Source organism: Sellimonas catena (genome assembly GCF_027924685.1).
Lineage (GTDB): Bacteria > Bacillota > Clostridia > Lachnospirales > Lachnospiraceae > Sellimonas > Sellimonas catena.
On sequence record NZ_BSBO01000018.1, the window covers coordinates 1 to 15897 of the forward strand.

Sequence of the window (15897 nt, forward strand, 5' to 3'; positions counted from 1 at the left end):
ATCTGCTCTGCCAATGGCGGCCTTCCTCCCATGGTAAAACGCAGGCAGTACTATGAGGCTTTGGAGGTGGCTGCATAGTCAGTGATATCCTTGAGAAAAATGTGTCAACTAATCTTGACAATATCATACTCAACCAAATAATAAAACAATTGAATTTAAAAGAAACCGATACCGTTTACGAAATTGGAACAGGTAAAGGGCATTTAACGACGAAACTGGCTAAAATAAGTAAACAGGTAACGTCTATTGAATTAGACAGTCATCTATTCAACTTATCGTCAGAAAAATTAAAACTGAATACTCGTGTCACTTTAATTCACCAAGATATTCTACAGTTTCAATTCCCTAACAAACAGAGGTATAAAATTGTTGGGAGTATTCCTTACCATTTAAGCACACAAATTATTAAAAAAGTGGTTTTTGAAAGCCATGCGTCTGACATCTATCTGATTGTTGAAGAAGGATTCTACAAGCGTACCTTGGATATTCACCGAACACTAGGGTTGCTCTTGCACACTCAAGTCTCGATTCAGCAATTGCTTAAGCTGCCAGCGGAATGCTTTCATCCTAAACCAAAAGTAAACAGTGTCTTAATAAAACTTACCCGCCATACCACAGATGTTCCAGATAAATATTGGAAGCTATATACGTACTTTGTTTCAAAATGGGTCAATCGAGAATATCGTCAACTGTTTACTAAAAATCAGTTTCATCAAGCAATGAAACACGCCAAAGTAAACAATTTAAGTACCGTTACTTATGAGCAAGTATTGTCTATTTTTAATAGTTATCTATCATTTAACGGGAGGAAATAATTCTATGAGTCGCTTTTGTAAATTTGGAAAGTTACACGTTACTAAAGGGAATGTAGATAAATTATTAGGTATACTACTGACAGCTTCCAAGGAGCTAAAGAGGTCCCTAGCGCCTACGGGGAATTTGTATCGATAAGGGGTACAAATTCCCACTAAGCGCTCGGGACCCCTTGTAGGAAAATGTCCTAAGTGTGGCAACAATATTGTATTAAAAAAATCGTTTTATGGTTGTTCAAATTATCCTGAATGTACCTTCACTTTAGCTGAACATTTTAGAAAGAAAAAACTCACCAAAACAAATGTAAAAGAATTACTAGAGGGAAAAGAAACCCTGGTAAAAGGAATCAAAACGAAAGATACTCAACTCATCCATGCAACGATGATAGGGTTGCAGCATTGCAAAATTTAGGTGTACCCTATTCTCGATACTAAATTCATAATCTCACAAATTGGCAAGCAGTGTAAACCTGTACAGGTTCACTCATTTTCTCGATTTTCCCTTCGGTGCAATCTTCGCAAATTTGCTTGTTGGGGAAGCATCCCCAATCCCCTTTGAACATCATCTGCCGATGATGGCTACACGATTTTCAATCGTTTCTCAAAGAACAGTAGAATAAAAATTTGCCCATGGTTGAAAGCACCGAAATCGAAAAGCAAAAAAGCAGCCACGATCCGCACCCTTTGGGGAGTGCAGACCGTGGCTTTTTGCTTTAACGGAAGTTCTTCTTTTCCTCTTTCTCTTTCTCTTTTTCCTGCTCTTTCTGCCTGTCGATATTCAAAATCGTTTCAACCGTCCGTTTGGCAATCAGCAGTTCTTCTTTCTCTTTTCTGATCTGACGGTACTCAGCGTAGTCCTGCTTTTTCTGGACTGCCAGCTGATGAAACTCCTCATACAATGATTGCATGGACGGGAGCTTTGTAATCTGCAATTCATCAAAGGCTTGCTTCGCCGCTTTATGAATTGTGATTTCCTGACGGTGTTCTTCAAAGAATTTTTTGCTATATCCAGACTTGCGGTACTCGATATAAATTTGCCTTGTGTTGCGATAATTTTTGATGTGCTGCTGCAACGCCTGAACCTCAACCATACGTTTCTCTGCGACCTTGATAGAATCAGAAAGCGCATCGAACCGGGCAGACAGATTTTCAATATGAGCAGTCAGATCGTCGTAGTTGCCCAAGCCTTTTTCTTTCAGTAGGATTACCGTTCGGGCAGCTTCTTTTCGGTTGAACTTCTTCGCCCACTTTTCATAACCGACCGTCTTGCCCTCGGCCATCTTTGCCTGAATATCAATCAGCATCTGGAACTGCTTCGGGGCAGGAGCCTTGGCAGAGCCGCCTTTTGATTTGTGCAGGTTCTTGCCGGAGATAACCGCTTGAATTTCCTCTTTGCTATATCCTTCGCCCAGGGAACGCAGCCGAATGAAACGCTTCTGATTCTCGCCCTTGAACGCAGGCTGCTTTCCATCCTTGAACTCAAATCCCATGTCAGCCAGAGCCTGAACAAAGCCATCAAAGCTCTTTGGTTTCTGCTTCAGCACCGCATCAATCGCATCACATAATTCGTCACGCTGGGTACGCTTCTTGGGATAAACAGTTCTTTTCTGGCGCTCCCGATACGGCTTCGGTGTAATAATGGACAGCCCGTGTTCCAGGCAAACCATATCACTGAGTCTTTGCACCGCCAGACCGGAAAGAAAGAAGTTTTTGAATTTCCGTGTGGCATCCAGCGAGGTCGAATTATAAATGATATGATTGTGAATGTGGGATTTGTCGATGTGGGTCGCAACGATGAAAGCGTGTTTTCCCTTTGTCCATCGCATCGCTGTTTCATAGCCGACTTGGTTCGCTTCTTCCGGGGTGATTTCTCCCGGCTTAAAGGACTGGCGTATCTGGTATGCGATGATATTGTTCTTCTGCTGTCTGCCGGTAATATGCTGATACTGCCGTTTGGAAAGCAGAAATTCCTCATCTGCTGTCTTTGGATCACACTCATAGGAACTGATAAATTCGCCATCATTGGTTTTTGCGGCATTTTGTGAGTAGTCGGTTCTGTCTGCCAAACATTGAGCGACCGTCTTTCCCTTATTCACATGGAGTGCAATCAATCTTGTCGCTGCCATTCCCATCACTTCCTTCCCAAAAAGAAAAAGCCACCGGTCGGTGACTTTTCTCTGATATTATCTTATGACCTGATAAATGCTCCCAGACTTTCTCCAATATTCTCGACTTTCATAACAGCCCAGACGAGCAAGAACACCGCTGCTATTGTCGCAATTCCAAGAACCACAAGAATAAGCAGGGACTGCCACAAAGCCTTTACAATGCAGTAAATCGCAGATCCGCCAATGACCAAGAGCAATAAACCAATTACATAGGACACAACATTTGTAAGCAGATTTCCAAGAATGCAAATCACTTTTACAACGAACAGCACCGGCAGTGCCAATATCTTCAATACCAGCTTCATAGGCTCAACCCCTTTCTTTTAATTATATTGTACAAGGGTATCTGCCATAACGCAATGATGTCAACCCTTATGTAAAAGCCGCAGCCGAAACTGCGACTTCCCAACAAGTTGTCGGATTACTGGATTGAGGACAGGCGAACAAGAACTTCTCTCATGTCCGTCCAGATCTCCTCCAGCCGTTTTTGCAAATCCTCAATGTCAGCACGATAGATGCTGCCTGTTTCGTTCGCTCGCTTTGCGTACTGGTTCAGGTTGTTGGAGCAGATTCGCAGGAGCGAAACCAGGGCTTTCACATCCTGCAAATCCAGTCTGATACAGTAACCATCCAGAGCCATTTTCCGCAGATAGGCTCCCATGCTGCGGATGCCAAGCTCGTCCATCTTCTCATGGATTCGCTCGACCTCCTCCTTGGATGCAAGGAAATGAACATCCTGATCTCGCTTTGCCATTACAACACCTCCTCACGGGTTTCAGAGTATTTTGCAGGCGGGATATGCTCCGCTTTGGATTTCAGATCAGCCAACACAGAAGGACGCTCTGACTCGCTTCTTTCGTCACGATTTTCCACAGAGTCCTCCATATTCAGGGCTGCATCCAGTTCTGCCAGTCGCTGACTTTTGGCTGTCAGCTCTGCTTCCTGCGGGAACGGTTTTCCAACCTCCGCCTTGGCTGCTTCCTGCTGATTGTAGAGATTATTCAACTGCTCATTGGCTCGTTCTAAGCGCTCAAGGATGCCTGCAAGGGCATTGTCCAGTCGGGTGATATTTCCTCGTGCGTCCGTTCCAAGGGCTACTCTGTGGCTCACAGCGCCCTTCAGGGTCACATCGAACTCGTTCCGGAAACTGTCAAACGAAAGCTCCATCTGAAAGCCACGGTAACTGCCAAGAGGAACCGGATCGGCACTTTTCGTGTCCTTACAAGCCGCAAGGAGGATTTCACCGGCATCTGCCTTTTCGGTGTAGGCTTTGCCCATGATTTCCATGCCGCAAAAGCCATCGGCAATCTGCGGGTGTGCTTCCACGGTTTTAATATCAGCTTCAAAGCCATGAATATAGCCTGTCTGCTTTTCAATCTCAGCCGGGAAGTATTTCAGAAGCTTATCTTCCATACGGTACTGCTGGCTCTGGTGGTCAGCTTTCAGCACCTTCAGCCTTGCCACATCAATGTCCAAGTCCATCTTTTCCTTGATAAGCGGATTGCCGGCACACAGCGCCTTGATCTCCGCATAGGACAGCGCCTGCTCATCCACATCGTCACAGGAGCGAACCGGTGATTTGGAGGTCATAATCTGAGAAATAAACTTCTGCTTGTTTTCCAAGGTCTGATACAGGTAGGCATCGAAGGTTCCCTCGGTCACATACTGATACACCTGAACCTCTTTGTTCCGGTTGCCCTGACGGATGATACGACCGTTTCTCTGGGTCATATCAGACGGACGCCAACCCACATCCAAGTGGTGAACTGCCACCAATTTGTCCTGGACGTTGGTTCCTGCACCCATCTTTTGCGTACTGCCAAGAAGCACTCGCACCTGCCCGGTACGAACCTTGGCAAAGAGGTCTTTTTTCTTTGCCTCGGTATCTGCATCATGGATAAAGGCAACTTCTTCCGCAGGCACACCGTTTGCAATCAGCTTGGTTTTGACATCATCATAGACATTGAAGGTTCCATCATTTTTCGGTGTGCTAAGGTCGCAGAACACCAACTGGGTCAATTTGTCAGCCTGACCGTCCTGCCAGATACGCAGGATATTTCCCACGCAGGCATTGAGCTTGCTGTCAGGGTCATCGGGTAACAGGGTGTTCATTAGCCGCTGATCCAGTCCCAATTTTCGTCCGTCGCTGGTAATCTTGAGCATATTATCGACGGACGGGTCTACAATACCGGCATGAACATCTGCTGCTCTCTCTGAAAGGGAAGCCACCATATCCTTCTGGTACTCAGAGGGCTGAACCACAACCGTTTCAAACTTTGCTTCGGGAACAGGGAGATGCAACTGGTCAGAGGTCTTGATGTCGGCAACCTCCTTGAACATATTCATCAGTTCAGGCAGGTTGAAGAACTTCGCAAATCGGGTTCTGGCACGATAGCCGGTTCCCTCCGGTGCAAGCTCAATCGCAGTTGTTGTTTCTCCGAAGGTCGATGCCCAGGAATCAAAATGGGTCAGGTTCTTTTGCTGGAGCGTACTGTACTGGAGATAGCGCATGACCGTATAAAGCTCGGTCATCGAGTTACTTACTGGAGTACCGGTTGCAAAGATCACACCACGCCCGCCGGTCAGCTCATCCATATAGCGGCACTTCATAAACATATCCGAAGATTTCTGGGCTTCGGAGGTGGACAGACCTGCCACATTTCGCATTTTTGTGTAGAGGAACAAATTCTTGAACGCATGGCTTTCGTCCACAAACAGCCGGTCTACACCCAACTGCTCAAAGGTAATGACATCATCTTTCTTGTCAGCGGCAAGGAGCTTGTCCAGTCTGGCTTCCAATGATTTTCGTGTTTTCTCCATCTGCTTGATCGTGAAGTTTTCGCCACGCTGCCATTTCAGCTCCGCAATCGCACCCTCGATCTCATCAATCTGCTCCCGCAGCTGCCGTTCCTGTCGTTCGGCAGAAAGCGGGATTTTTTCAAACTGGCTGTGACCGATGATGACTGCATCATAGTCACCCGTTGCGATACGAGCGCAGAACTTCTTACGGTTTGCTGTTTCAAAATCCTTCTTGGTGGCAACAAGGAGCTTGGCACTCGGATAGAGGTGCAGGAACTCGTTTGCCCACTGTAAGGTCAAGTGATTCGGCACAACGAACAGGGATTTCTGGCTCAATCCAAGCCGTTTACTCTCCATAGCCGATGCAGCCATCTCGAAGGTCTTGCCCGCACCAACTTCGTGTGCAAGCAGCGTATTTCCACCATATAGCACATGAGCGATAGCATTTCTCTGGTGTTCACGGAGGGTAATATCCGGGTTCATGCCGCCGAAACGGATATGAGAGCCATCATACTCACGAGGTCTGGTGGAGTTAAAAAGTTCGTTGTACTTGGTGGAAAGGGTTTCTCGTCTGTGCGGATCTCTCCAAATCCAATCTCGGAACGCATCCTTGATTGCCTGCTGTTTCTGCTGTGCCAGGGTAGTTTCTTTTTTATTGAGGACACGCTTCTGCTTACCATCTGCATCTTCAATCGTATCATAGATACGAATATCCTTCAGATTCAGCGTTTCCTCCAGAATCCGATATGCGTTGGCTCGCTCTGTACCGTAGGTGACATACGCCGCCACATCGTTGTAGTTGGGAGAACTCTTACCGTTGATGCGCCACTCTGCGGTCAGCTCGGAGAACTTGACCTCAATGGAACGGCGCAAGTAATACGGCGTTTCAAAGGTTTCCTCCATGAACTGCTGAATATAATCGGCATCAATCCATGTTGCACCCAAACGCACATCAATCTCGGACGCATCCAAGTCCTTCGGCTGTGCTTTCTGCAAGGCTTCCACATTGATGTGGAAGGAAGAATCCCTGTCTGCCGCCATCTGTGCGACACGCAGCTTGCTTCTTACATCACCGGAAAGGTAATCATCGGCAGTCTGCCATCCAACTTCCACAGCATCGGGAGCCATCGGGTCTTTGAAGATCACCCCTCGAAGCTCTGCCTGAATCGCATCGTATTCTCCAGGTGTTCCAAGCAGCTGTGCCATAAACGGCAAATCCACCTTGCCACGCTCACCGATAGAGATTGCCAGAGCTTCGGACGGCGTATCCACGCTCGTCACTCTGCGTTCCGGCTTGATGGTTCGCTTGGTGAACATATCCGCCTTGCTTTTCAGATTGCCGTCCTCATCCACATTTTCCAGAGAACACAGGAGATAGTAGGAGGAATCGTCAGCAAATGCCTGACCATTGGCTCGATTATTGATAAGCCCGTTCTTTGCGGCAAACGCATCGTAGGCATCATTCAGTTCTGCCTGTTTCTGAGTAATCATTTCATCCGGGTAATCCTCAAGCTGATATTCGATCAGCTCGTTGACGATACCACGAAGTTCCACCATGCCCATCACACGGTCTTTTGCTTTCTCATTCAGGTCTACACGGCGCATCAGGGAGTTTTCACGGAAGTACACATTGCCATCCACCACGGTATAAGAGAAATTCTTTACATCCGGGGTTGCAGGAATGGTTTCGATTTCCTTACCCTTGTCAGCTTCGGGAAGCTCCACAGCCTGATAGGTTCCTTGGATGTGGGAAACTGCTTCTTTCAGAAGTTCGGACAGTTCCATGCCCTCAATGGGACGCACTGTAATGTCCATGCCGTAGGCGGTACTTTCTTCCACCGTATCGCCCAGAACCATTTCAGGATGAGCGACAAAGTAGCTGTTCATGGTGTGTCCTTCTTCGGTGCGGTCAAGGTTTACCCATTCCGGTACAATGTCAATCGGATGGTCACGCTTTTGCAGGAACAGGATGTCGGACACGACTTCCGTGCCTGCGTTTTTCTTAAAGGCATCGTTTGGCAGACGGATTGCACCAAGCAGTTCCGCCCTCTGCGCCATATATCGCCTTGCGTCAGAGTTCTTGGAATCCATGGTGTAACGGCTTGTCACAAAAGCGACCACACCACCGGGACGAACCTGATCCAAAGCCTTGGCAAAGAAATAGTTGTGAATGGAGAATCCCAGCTTGTCATACGGCTTGTCGGACACTTTGTAGTTGCCGAAAGGGACATTACCCACAGCCAGATCGTAAAAGTCTCGGCGGTCTGTCGTTTCAAAACCGGCTACTTTGATTTCTGCGTTGGGATAGAGCTTCTGAGCAATTCTGCCGGTGATGGAATCCAGTTCCACACCATACAAACGGCTGCTCTGCATTTCAGGAGGGAGCATACCAAAGAAGTTGCCGATACCCATAGCAGGCTCCAGAATATTTCCTGTTTCAAAGCCCATCTGTCCGACCGCATCGTAGATGGAGCGAATGACCGTAGGGCTGGTGTAATGTGCGTTCAGGGTGGAAGCTCTTGCCGCAGCATATTCATCTTCGGAAAGCAGGTTTTTCAGTGTCTGATACTCCTTCGCCCAATTTCCCTTGTCCGGGTCAAAGGCATCTGCCAGACCGCCCCAACCGACATAATTCGACAAAATCTCCTGTTCTTCGGTAGTGGCGTTCCTGTTCTCGCTTTCCAGTTTGAACAGAGTTTCAATGGCTGCGATGTTTCTTGCGAATTTCTGCTTCGGTCCACCTTCACCGATGTTGTCATCCGTGATGTGGAAGTTCACCGCAGGAACAGGTGGGATTTCTCTGGTGGTGATGGACTGCTCAAGCTGAGCGATAATGTCCATGACTTCGGCATTCTGCCATCCGTCCACCTGGGCATAATCCTGAATGATGGTGTCCTTTCCATCTACGCACTGTACGAAGTCCAGACTACCCGGCAGATCTCTGGTATTCATTGCACCCAGGGCTTTTCTCTGCGTGTCAGGAAGTGCATAGTAGGCTCGCAGGGCATCATCAAAGGAACTGTATTCCTTGATGTCCAGCGCACCCCGCTTCTGAATGTCCTCGGCAACATAAAAATGATCGATGAAGTGTTCCGGTTCCTGCTGTTCGGGTTCCGCACTGGCTCTGACCTGTGCGTGTGCCTTTTCGTCAGGGTAGTCCCCATAGATACGGATGCACTTATGCTCCTGCTGATCGTAAACGGCAGCACCATCGTACTTGAATCCGTCATCCTCCATGGTTCCGTCCACATAGCCCTGGGCAGCTTTTTCCGCTTCTTCCAGAGTGTAGTAGTCCAGTTTATCATCGAAGCCGTTTTCAAAGTGATGGTAGGCGGCAACCAGATAGCGGGGAGCCATGCGCTCCTCGTAGCTGTTAATCATCTCAGGTGTCAGCCATTCTGGTTTGTCGGGAATCATTTCATACAGCTCACGCATCTTGGCAATCTGTGCATGGCGGTTGCCTGCCCACAGATGCTTTTCGCTGTGCTGTCCTGCACCAAGGAAGTATTCGCAGTCCATACGCAGACGGTCTAACAGCTGATACTCAGGGGTGTAGTCCCTCGGTTCGGTTTTGCCCAGAAAATCCTCTGTAACGGGCTTTTCTTCGGTTTGGGCATCAACCCTTACCGCATGGTTTCTTTCGTCCTGAGAGAGCATACGCTCGAAATTCTCACGATTCTCGGCACGGAAGATGGGATAAGCAAGCGTAGGGTCACGCAGCTGAACTTCTCTGTCCGTGATCTGCTCCACACGGAAAGCTGTATCGTCCAGATATACCGTGTCACCGACCTGATAATTCCATTTCGGTTCCTCGGAAGCAGATGCTTCCACAACTTCGGCAGGCTCTGCCACAGGCGCTTCTGGCTGAACCGACTCCATCGCAGCTACGGACTGACGAACTTCCTCCAAATAGTCATTGGCAAGCCATTCGTCCGTGAAGTATTCCGTAACGCCTTCCGGGTCTACATAGTAGTCATCGGTCTGATTATCCCAGATCGCATACTCGCCATCCTCGGTATCAATCACTGCGAAACGGTCATAAACATCTTCCAACGGATCAGTTTTAGCTTCTTCGATAGCCTGTCGTTCCGCTTCTTCCTCCGGGCTGAGGTAGCGTCCCTTTCGTATCAGACCGTCGATTCTCTGCACCACCTGCGCCCAGGACATCTGCAATTTATCGCAACCGCTCTTGGTGTAAGCAACACCCTTGGCATCGTGATCCTGACCGCTGTGCGTTGCACCAGAGCAGGCATGGGAATGACCACCGGTTCCGTATTCATGCTTCAGGAAGTCCATCTTTTCCTTGGCAGAATGATTCTCCTGCCAGTAGTTATAAATACGGGCTTTACCACCGGAAAAGCCGCTTCCACGGGTCAAGTCTGCATTGACTTCATCATCCGTAATGAACTGGCGGACAAGGGGCATCTGCATCATATCGGTCTGATACTCACGCAAAGGCATATTCAACTCATACAGCTGTTTCTGAATGAGATTCAGCTTGTGATAGTGAAAACGAAGCAGATCGGGATTTTCCGCAAGGGTTTTTCTAAATTCCGAATACTGCTGTACCAAGGTTGCGTGGAAACGAGGGTCATCCAACTTTTCAGCCAAGTCTGCGGTTTCGTCAGGGAAACCACGAAACGGTTCCTGATGAAGAATTGCCAGATAGTTGCTGGAACGGGCTTCTTCACTCAAATCGTGATAAAGATGCCACAGGGATTCTGCCAACTTCTGACGCTCATATCCGGATGCTTCTACCAGTTCCACATTAGTTGCGAACCGACCATTTTCAAGCAGTTCTCCAATGCGCTCGGCAACCGTTTCCCAAGAAACGATCTGCGCTCTGGGGCTGTCAATGGCAGAGGAACCTTTGGCAAGGTGGATACCGTCCTCGGCATACCACGCACAGATATTCCCGCTATCTTCTTTCAGACCATAGCCGCCGTGATAGACCTGCTTTAAGGTCTGAACGATTTCTTCCAACGGCTTCTGCTTCATATATTCCAGCGCTACGACTTTTCGGGCTTCATCGGTATTGCTACCAAGCAGAAGGAAGTGGTCGATTTCTTCCTGGGCAAAAGAAAAAGCAGAGGGCGTAAAGCTCTCTGCTCGGTCGATAAAACTGATTTGTTCATTTTCGGAGAGGAAAAGGTTCAGACTCAGCTGTTGATAAGCTCCGTCATCACGACTTCCTCCGCCTGTGCTTTCAGGCTGTTCATGTGCTGCACCCACGCCATCTGCTGCGTTTCCTTGTCCGGTGCGGGGCTGTCCTTCAGGTACTGCTCCATCAGAAACTCCACTCTGGCTTTCGCTGTTTCCTCGATCTCCCACAGGTGCGGGAACAGGCTCTCCGTCAGAATCATGTCGTTCAGGAGCATCGGATTGTTCTGTTCCAAAAATGCTCGACGCATCCTGCCGTACTTGCCCAGAGGTTTCTCTCCCTCGTTCTCCAACTGAAGGTTCGGAATCTGATAATCTCCGGCCTGTCTGTAAGTCATCTCGCTCATAATCTGTACTCCTTTCGGTAGCTTTAATCTGCTCATGTTCTCCAATCGCTTTTTCGATTTCCTGAAACATCCTTGTGCTGATGGCATTCACCGCAGTACCAAGGGCATTTACCGTCTGTCTGGTGTTAAAATCAAACACCTTCTGGAAATCCTCATGCTCGAAGTAGTTGTCGGGACTTTCCACGAACCGGCAATACATCGTATAGGATACGCTGTTTGCCACCGCATTTTTGAAAGCTACTTCGATGTTGAGTTCATCATACTCCTCAAGGAAGCTGTTGGCAACGATGTCGAGGAACTGCTTTTTGTAATCGTCCCAATACTCAGCCGCCAGTGCGGATGCAATATCTTCAAGCTGTGCTTCCAGTACCCCGTCAGCGGCAACACCGAAGGTACGCTCCATCGCTTCCATGACATAGGAGCGGTTTTCAGGCGTCACCTCCCACGGTTTCAGTTCCGGGGAAGAACGGCGAACGCCGGTATCCGCCACATCAAACACATAGCGCAGATACGGTTTATCCCTGTTCATCACAAACAGAGCAATGCCGGTAGAGCCACGCTTTACATATCTGCGGTAATTTTCAGCGTTCCAGTCCTCATAGGGCTTGCAAAAGGTCGCATTGGGGCGCTGAGCATAAATCATCACCTGTTCCGGATAGGTGAACTCATAGTTGCGGGACATCGTTCTCAAAAACGAAGTCCAGTTATCTGTGTTCGAGGTGATTTTCCCAATCGTTTCTTTTGCTAATCCGGAATAAAATCGCTCTTTTGCGTTCATTGTATCCCTCCAATCCTATCAATCCGGATAAAGGTTCAGCTTCTCAAAGGCGGCATCGTCCATGGCTGAAACTTTACGGAGAACCGAGTCTGCCAAAGCAAAAAGCTCTGACTCGTCCTCCGAAAGCTGTTCCTTCATCAGTGTCAGTGCTTCACACAGCCCTGACCTTGTGCCAGGGCTGTAAAGCATCATCATGTTCCGCTCATCCTGTGTGAAATCCATCATTCAATCTCCCTTTCCGGGTGGCTCTTGGGCGGCTTATGGGAAACATCCGGCACGGGCTTTTCCTTTAACTGCTCCAACACCGAAGGACGTTCCTCTAATCCGGACGCTTTTCCGTTATTGATGATACCGTCAATCATCCCATAATCATCTTCCATTGCCATCTCTGCGTTTTTCAGGTAGTTTTCGGACTTCATAAAGTTTTCCAGCTTCTGAAACCCAACAGAATCTACATAGTGAAAGGATACCTCACCGACTACCTTTAAGGCTACGATGTCGCTGACCGACATACTGTGACCACGGAAATCATCCGGGTGGTCAATATTGAACTTTACATACAAATCTTCCAGCTGCCGATTCACATCCTCGGACATAGAAATGGAGCCATGATAGACCACCTCGTAACGGTCAATCTCAGGCTCCATTTCTTTCTTCTGAAGGTAGCTGTAATTTGCAAACATGAGCGGGATATTATCGTCTACATCTTCCCGCAGCTGAAGAATCGCATAGGAATCCGTGGGGCTTTCCAGAAAAGCAACCATTCTGTCATCCGGGGTGGTATTTCCGTGAACATCATCCCATTTTTCGTTTTTCATATCCGTGTCCTCCTTATCGTTCAGGCTCTTTGCGTTTGGGAGAGGGACTGGCAGGCGCAGCTTTTTCTGCGGCCTGTGCCAGTTTTTCCATGACCGACTCACGCTTCGGAGAGTCGAGCTTATCCAGCTGACTTTTCAGCACTTTGGCAACCTCAACCGCAGTTTCCTCACGGGCTTCTTCAATGGCTGTATTCAGGAACTCACGATACGGAGCCGTATTACCAGCGGCAAGATCTGCCTTGATTTCTTGGATATGCGCCTGCACATCATCGACCTGATCCATATATTCATAGGGGTCGAAGTTCTCTGCAAAACGGTCGAGCTTAAAAGCAAGCTCAGCGATAGGGTCATTGACCACCACCGCCTGTCTGCCGACTTCAAAAGCCTGCTCCATGACATCCTCATAGAACATTGCCCGCAGTTCCCGGCGCTCCAGCCCGAAGGATTCCAGAATATCCCGGCGGACTTCGAGCATGGACAGTTCAGGGTTATCAACCTGACCGCCATCAATCTCGTTGTAGTTTTCATCCAACAGGGTGTAGTCGTAACCATCTTCGCAGGTCTGCACCGCAAGGATTCTATCCTTTCCGACCTTCCATGCGGCTTCATCGCCCATAATCTCAGGCTCCGGCATATAGCTTGCGCCGTTGCGCTCCATAATTTCTGCAAACTGGCAGATATGAAACACATTGTATCCGATCTGCGTATGATACTCGTCAATGAAGGTGCAGGGCTTCACAACCATTTCATCCGGGTAGTGAATCTGCACACAGCTGCCATCGGGGATATGAAACAAATCCTTATAATGGCTGTCGATAAATCGGATTTCCTTACCATCCGGGTTGTACTCATTTGTCATTTGCGCTTTCCTCCATTTTCAAATTCCATACTGAACTTCGTTTTGCCATCATCTGATACCTCCATAAAGACGGTGGCATCAAAGGTGTTGCCCGTTCTTTCGGACTTGCAATTCTTGAGCTTTACCTTGCCGGAACCAAGCAATTTCTGCGCCGTGGCAGAAGTCATGCTCTTGCCGATGCTCGCAAAGTAGCGATTGTTTTTCCAGAGGGCAAATTTGCAAGCTCTGTTGGAACAGAAAAATGCCTTGGCTTTGTCCTCTACAGCACTGCCGCAGAGCGGGCATTTGCCGATAGAATTGGCTTCTTTCGACATCATAACCTCGGAATCACGGATTACTTCATAGTTCTGAATCAGACCGGCAATCACATCTTTGATCTCGTCCATAAAGTCCTCGCTGGCATATTCGCCTTTCTCAATGAGCAACAATTTTTCTTCCCAATCCGCCGTCATGGATGGGGACTGAATCTGTTCCGGCATGACTGTTACCAGAGCCGTACCCTTGTGGGTCGGAATCAGGTGTTTGGTTTTCTTATCACCCTTACGCTCCAGAAAACCGATGCGAACCAGCTTCTCAATGATACCGGCACGGGTCGCAGGCGTTCCCAAACCTTTGCGCTCCACCTCATCAGGCATTTCGTCCGCACCGGCAGTTTCCATAGCAGAAAGCAGAGTATCCTCGGTAAAGTGTTTAGGGGGAGATGTTTTCCCTTCCTTGATTTCCGTGCCGCTGACGGTCATTTCGTCACCAACGGAAACAGAAGGGAGTGTCTGCACGTTTTCGTCGGATTTTGTCGAATCATTTTTCTGAACCAGAGCTTTCCATCCATCCTGCACAACAGTTTTGCCTTTGGTGGAAAACACGGTACCGCCACAGTCCAGCTCAATAACTGTCTCTGCGTATCGGTGCGGATCGCCAACAGCTACGCACAACCGATTCGAGATCAGTTGCAAAATTGCAAGTTCACCCTTGGGAAGTTCGCTCAGATTGCATTTCTGCAATTCTCTGGTCGGAATGATGGCATGGTGATCTGTGACCTTTTTGTTATTCACAACCTGCTCTGCATGAACTGGTATGTTATCCACATCCTCCACGGGGAATGTGTGGAAAGCCAGCTTTACGAGGTCGGTCAGGCTATGTGCCATATCTTCCGTCAGAAACCTGCTGTCGGTACGGGGATAAGTGACCAGTTTCTTTTCATAGAGGTTCTGCGTGTAGTCCAAGGTCTGCTGTGCCGTGTAGCCAAGCACACGGTTGGCTTCTCTCTGTAAACTGGTCAGGTCATAGAGCGCAGGCGGCTTTTCTGTTTTCTCCTTACATTCAGCTTTCTGAACGATTGCCACCGAACAGCTTTGTTTGACAGCTTCGGCTGCTGCCTTGGTTTTGAAGCGTTCGCTTGCAGCCGTAAAACCATCCAATCCAATCTGAACTGTGTAGAACAGTTCAGGCTTGAATGCGGAAATGGCAGCTTCTCGCATAACAGCCATAGCAAGGGTAGGGGTCATAACACGACCAACATTCAGGGTCTGCCCGTAAAGGGTCGAAAAAAGTCGAGTAGCGTTAATACCAACAATCCAGTCGGCTCGTTCTCGACACAGTGCTGCTTCATACAAAGCATCATATTCCGTTCCAGACCTGAGATTTTCAAAGCCCTCCTTGATTGCTACATCTTCCATCGAGGAAATCCAAAGCCGCTCAAACGGCTTTCTGCACCCGGCTTTGTGGTACACCAACCGAAAGATCAGCTCGCCCTCACGACCGGCATCTGTTGCACACACAAGACTCGCAACATCTTCTCTGGCCATGAGCTTTTTCAGAATCCCAAACTGTTTTTTCGTACCGGCAGAAACCTCATACTGCCAGTCCATCGGGAAGATAGGAAGGTCTGCATAAGCCCATTTGCTGTACTTCGCATCATAGACTTCCGGCTGTGCCAGCTCCACCAAATGCCCTACACACCAGCTGACCACATATCCGTTTCCCTCTAAGTAGCCATCCTCACGCTTGGCAGCACCTAACACTTTGGCAATACTCTGTGCAACCGAAGGCTTTTCAGCCAAAACTAATTTCATTTGCATCTGCTCCTTTCACAAAAAAATAAGCAGCCACACACCGTAGTGCATGACTGCTATGTAAAAAGTTCGGAAAGGATTTTT

10 protein-coding genes are annotated in these 15897 nt (G+C 48.3%); 2 read left to right on the forward strand and 8 right to left on the reverse strand.

Annotation, left to right across the window (positions count from 1 at the left end; genetic code table 11):
- Positions 1–86 precede the first annotated feature (86 nt).
- Together erm(B) and Selli1_RS09385 are read left to right on the forward strand one after the other, a co-directional pair.
- Positions 87–815: a 23S rRNA (adenine(2058)-N(6))-methyltransferase Erm(B) gene (gene erm(B) / locus Selli1_RS09380; protein WP_405595515.1), complete on the forward strand. Its 729-nt coding sequence runs from the start codon at positions 87–89 to the stop codon at positions 813–815.
- Positions 816–960: 145 nt separating this feature from the next.
- Positions 961–1224 carry a topoisomerase DNA-binding C4 zinc finger domain-containing protein gene (locus Selli1_RS09385; protein WP_118219135.1) on the forward strand — a complete coding sequence of 88 codons (264 nt, stop codon included), beginning with the start codon at positions 961–963 and terminating at the stop codon, positions 1222–1224.
- Positions 1225–1525: 301 nt separating this feature from the next.
- On the opposite strand, the gene Selli1_RS09390 is transcribed toward Selli1_RS09385, so the two are convergent.
- The 8 genes from Selli1_RS09390 to Selli1_RS09435 form a co-directional block, all read right to left on the reverse strand.
- Positions 1526–2938 (reverse strand): relaxase/mobilization nuclease domain-containing protein, encoded by a 1413-nt coding sequence (locus Selli1_RS09390; protein ID WP_002578945.1) that lies wholly within the window; start codon positions 2936–2938, stop codon positions 1526–1528.
- 62 nt (positions 2939–3000) lie between these two features.
- A complete protein-coding gene (locus Selli1_RS09395; protein ID WP_002578946.1) occupies positions 3001–3285 on the reverse strand; it encodes a hypothetical protein in 285 nt (94 codons plus the stop codon).
- Positions 3286–3401: 116 nt separating this feature from the next.
- Positions 3402–3734, reverse strand: a complete 333-nt coding sequence (locus Selli1_RS09400) for a plasmid mobilization protein (RefSeq protein WP_002578947.1) — start codon at positions 3732–3734, stop codon at positions 3402–3404.
- Positions 3734–12064, reverse strand: coding sequence for a helicase-like domain-containing protein (locus Selli1_RS09405; RefSeq protein WP_002304391.1), 8331 nt, complete (start codon positions 12062–12064; stop codon positions 3734–3736). The genes Selli1_RS09400 and Selli1_RS09405 overlap by 1 nt, the downstream gene beginning before the upstream one ends.
- 18 nt (positions 12065–12082) lie before the next feature.
- The gene (locus Selli1_RS09420; RefSeq protein WP_002578948.1) at positions 12083–12289 is read right to left on the reverse strand and encodes a transposon-transfer assisting family protein; all 207 of its coding nucleotides are present in this window, start codon (positions 12287–12289) and stop codon (positions 12083–12085) included.
- Positions 12286–12882, reverse strand: coding sequence for a YodL domain-containing protein (locus tag Selli1_RS09425; protein ID WP_002304389.1), 597 nt, complete (start codon positions 12880–12882; stop codon positions 12286–12288). The genes Selli1_RS09420 and Selli1_RS09425 overlap by 4 nt, the downstream gene beginning before the upstream one ends.
- 13 nt (positions 12883–12895) lie before the next feature.
- A complete protein-coding gene (locus Selli1_RS09430) occupies positions 12896–13741 on the reverse strand; it encodes an LPD16 domain-containing protein (RefSeq protein WP_002304387.1) in 846 nt (281 codons plus the stop codon).
- Positions 13738–15813, reverse strand: coding sequence for a DNA topoisomerase 3 (locus Selli1_RS09435; protein ID WP_002578949.1), 2076 nt, complete (start codon positions 15811–15813; stop codon positions 13738–13740). The genes Selli1_RS09430 and Selli1_RS09435 overlap by 4 nt, the downstream gene beginning before the upstream one ends.
- Positions 15814–15897: the final 84 nt, after the last annotated feature.

Excerpts from the sequence above, each read along its gene's own strand:
- Selli1_RS09390 (WP_002578945.1), bottom strand. The coding sequence starts at position 2,938 with ATGGCAGCGACAAGATTGATTGCACTCCATGTGAATAAGGGAAAGACG.
- Selli1_RS09395 (WP_002578946.1), bottom strand. The coding sequence starts at position 3,285 with ATGAAGCTGGTATTGAAGATATTGGCACTGCCGGTGCTGTTCGTTGTA.
- Selli1_RS09400 (WP_002578947.1), bottom strand. The coding sequence starts at position 3,734 with ATGGCAAAGCGAGATCAGGATGTTCATTTCCTTGCATCCAAGGAGGAG.
- Selli1_RS09405 (WP_002304391.1), bottom strand. The coding sequence starts at position 12,064 with ATGAACGCAAAAGAGCGATTTTATTCCGGATTAGCAAAAGAAACGATT.
- Selli1_RS09420 (WP_002578948.1), bottom strand. The coding sequence starts at position 12,289 with ATGATGGATTTCACACAGGATGAGCGGAACATGATGATGCTTTACAGC.
- Selli1_RS09425 (WP_002304389.1), bottom strand. The coding sequence starts at position 12,882 with ATGAAAAACGAAAAATGGGATGATGTTCACGGAAATACCACCCCGGAT.
- Selli1_RS09430 (WP_002304387.1), bottom strand. The coding sequence starts at position 13,741 with ATGACAAATGAGTACAACCCGGATGGTAAGGAAATCCGATTTATCGAC.
- Selli1_RS09435 (WP_002578949.1), bottom strand. The coding sequence starts at position 15,813 with ATGAAATTAGTTTTGGCTGAAAAGCCTTCGGTTGCACAGAGTATTGCC.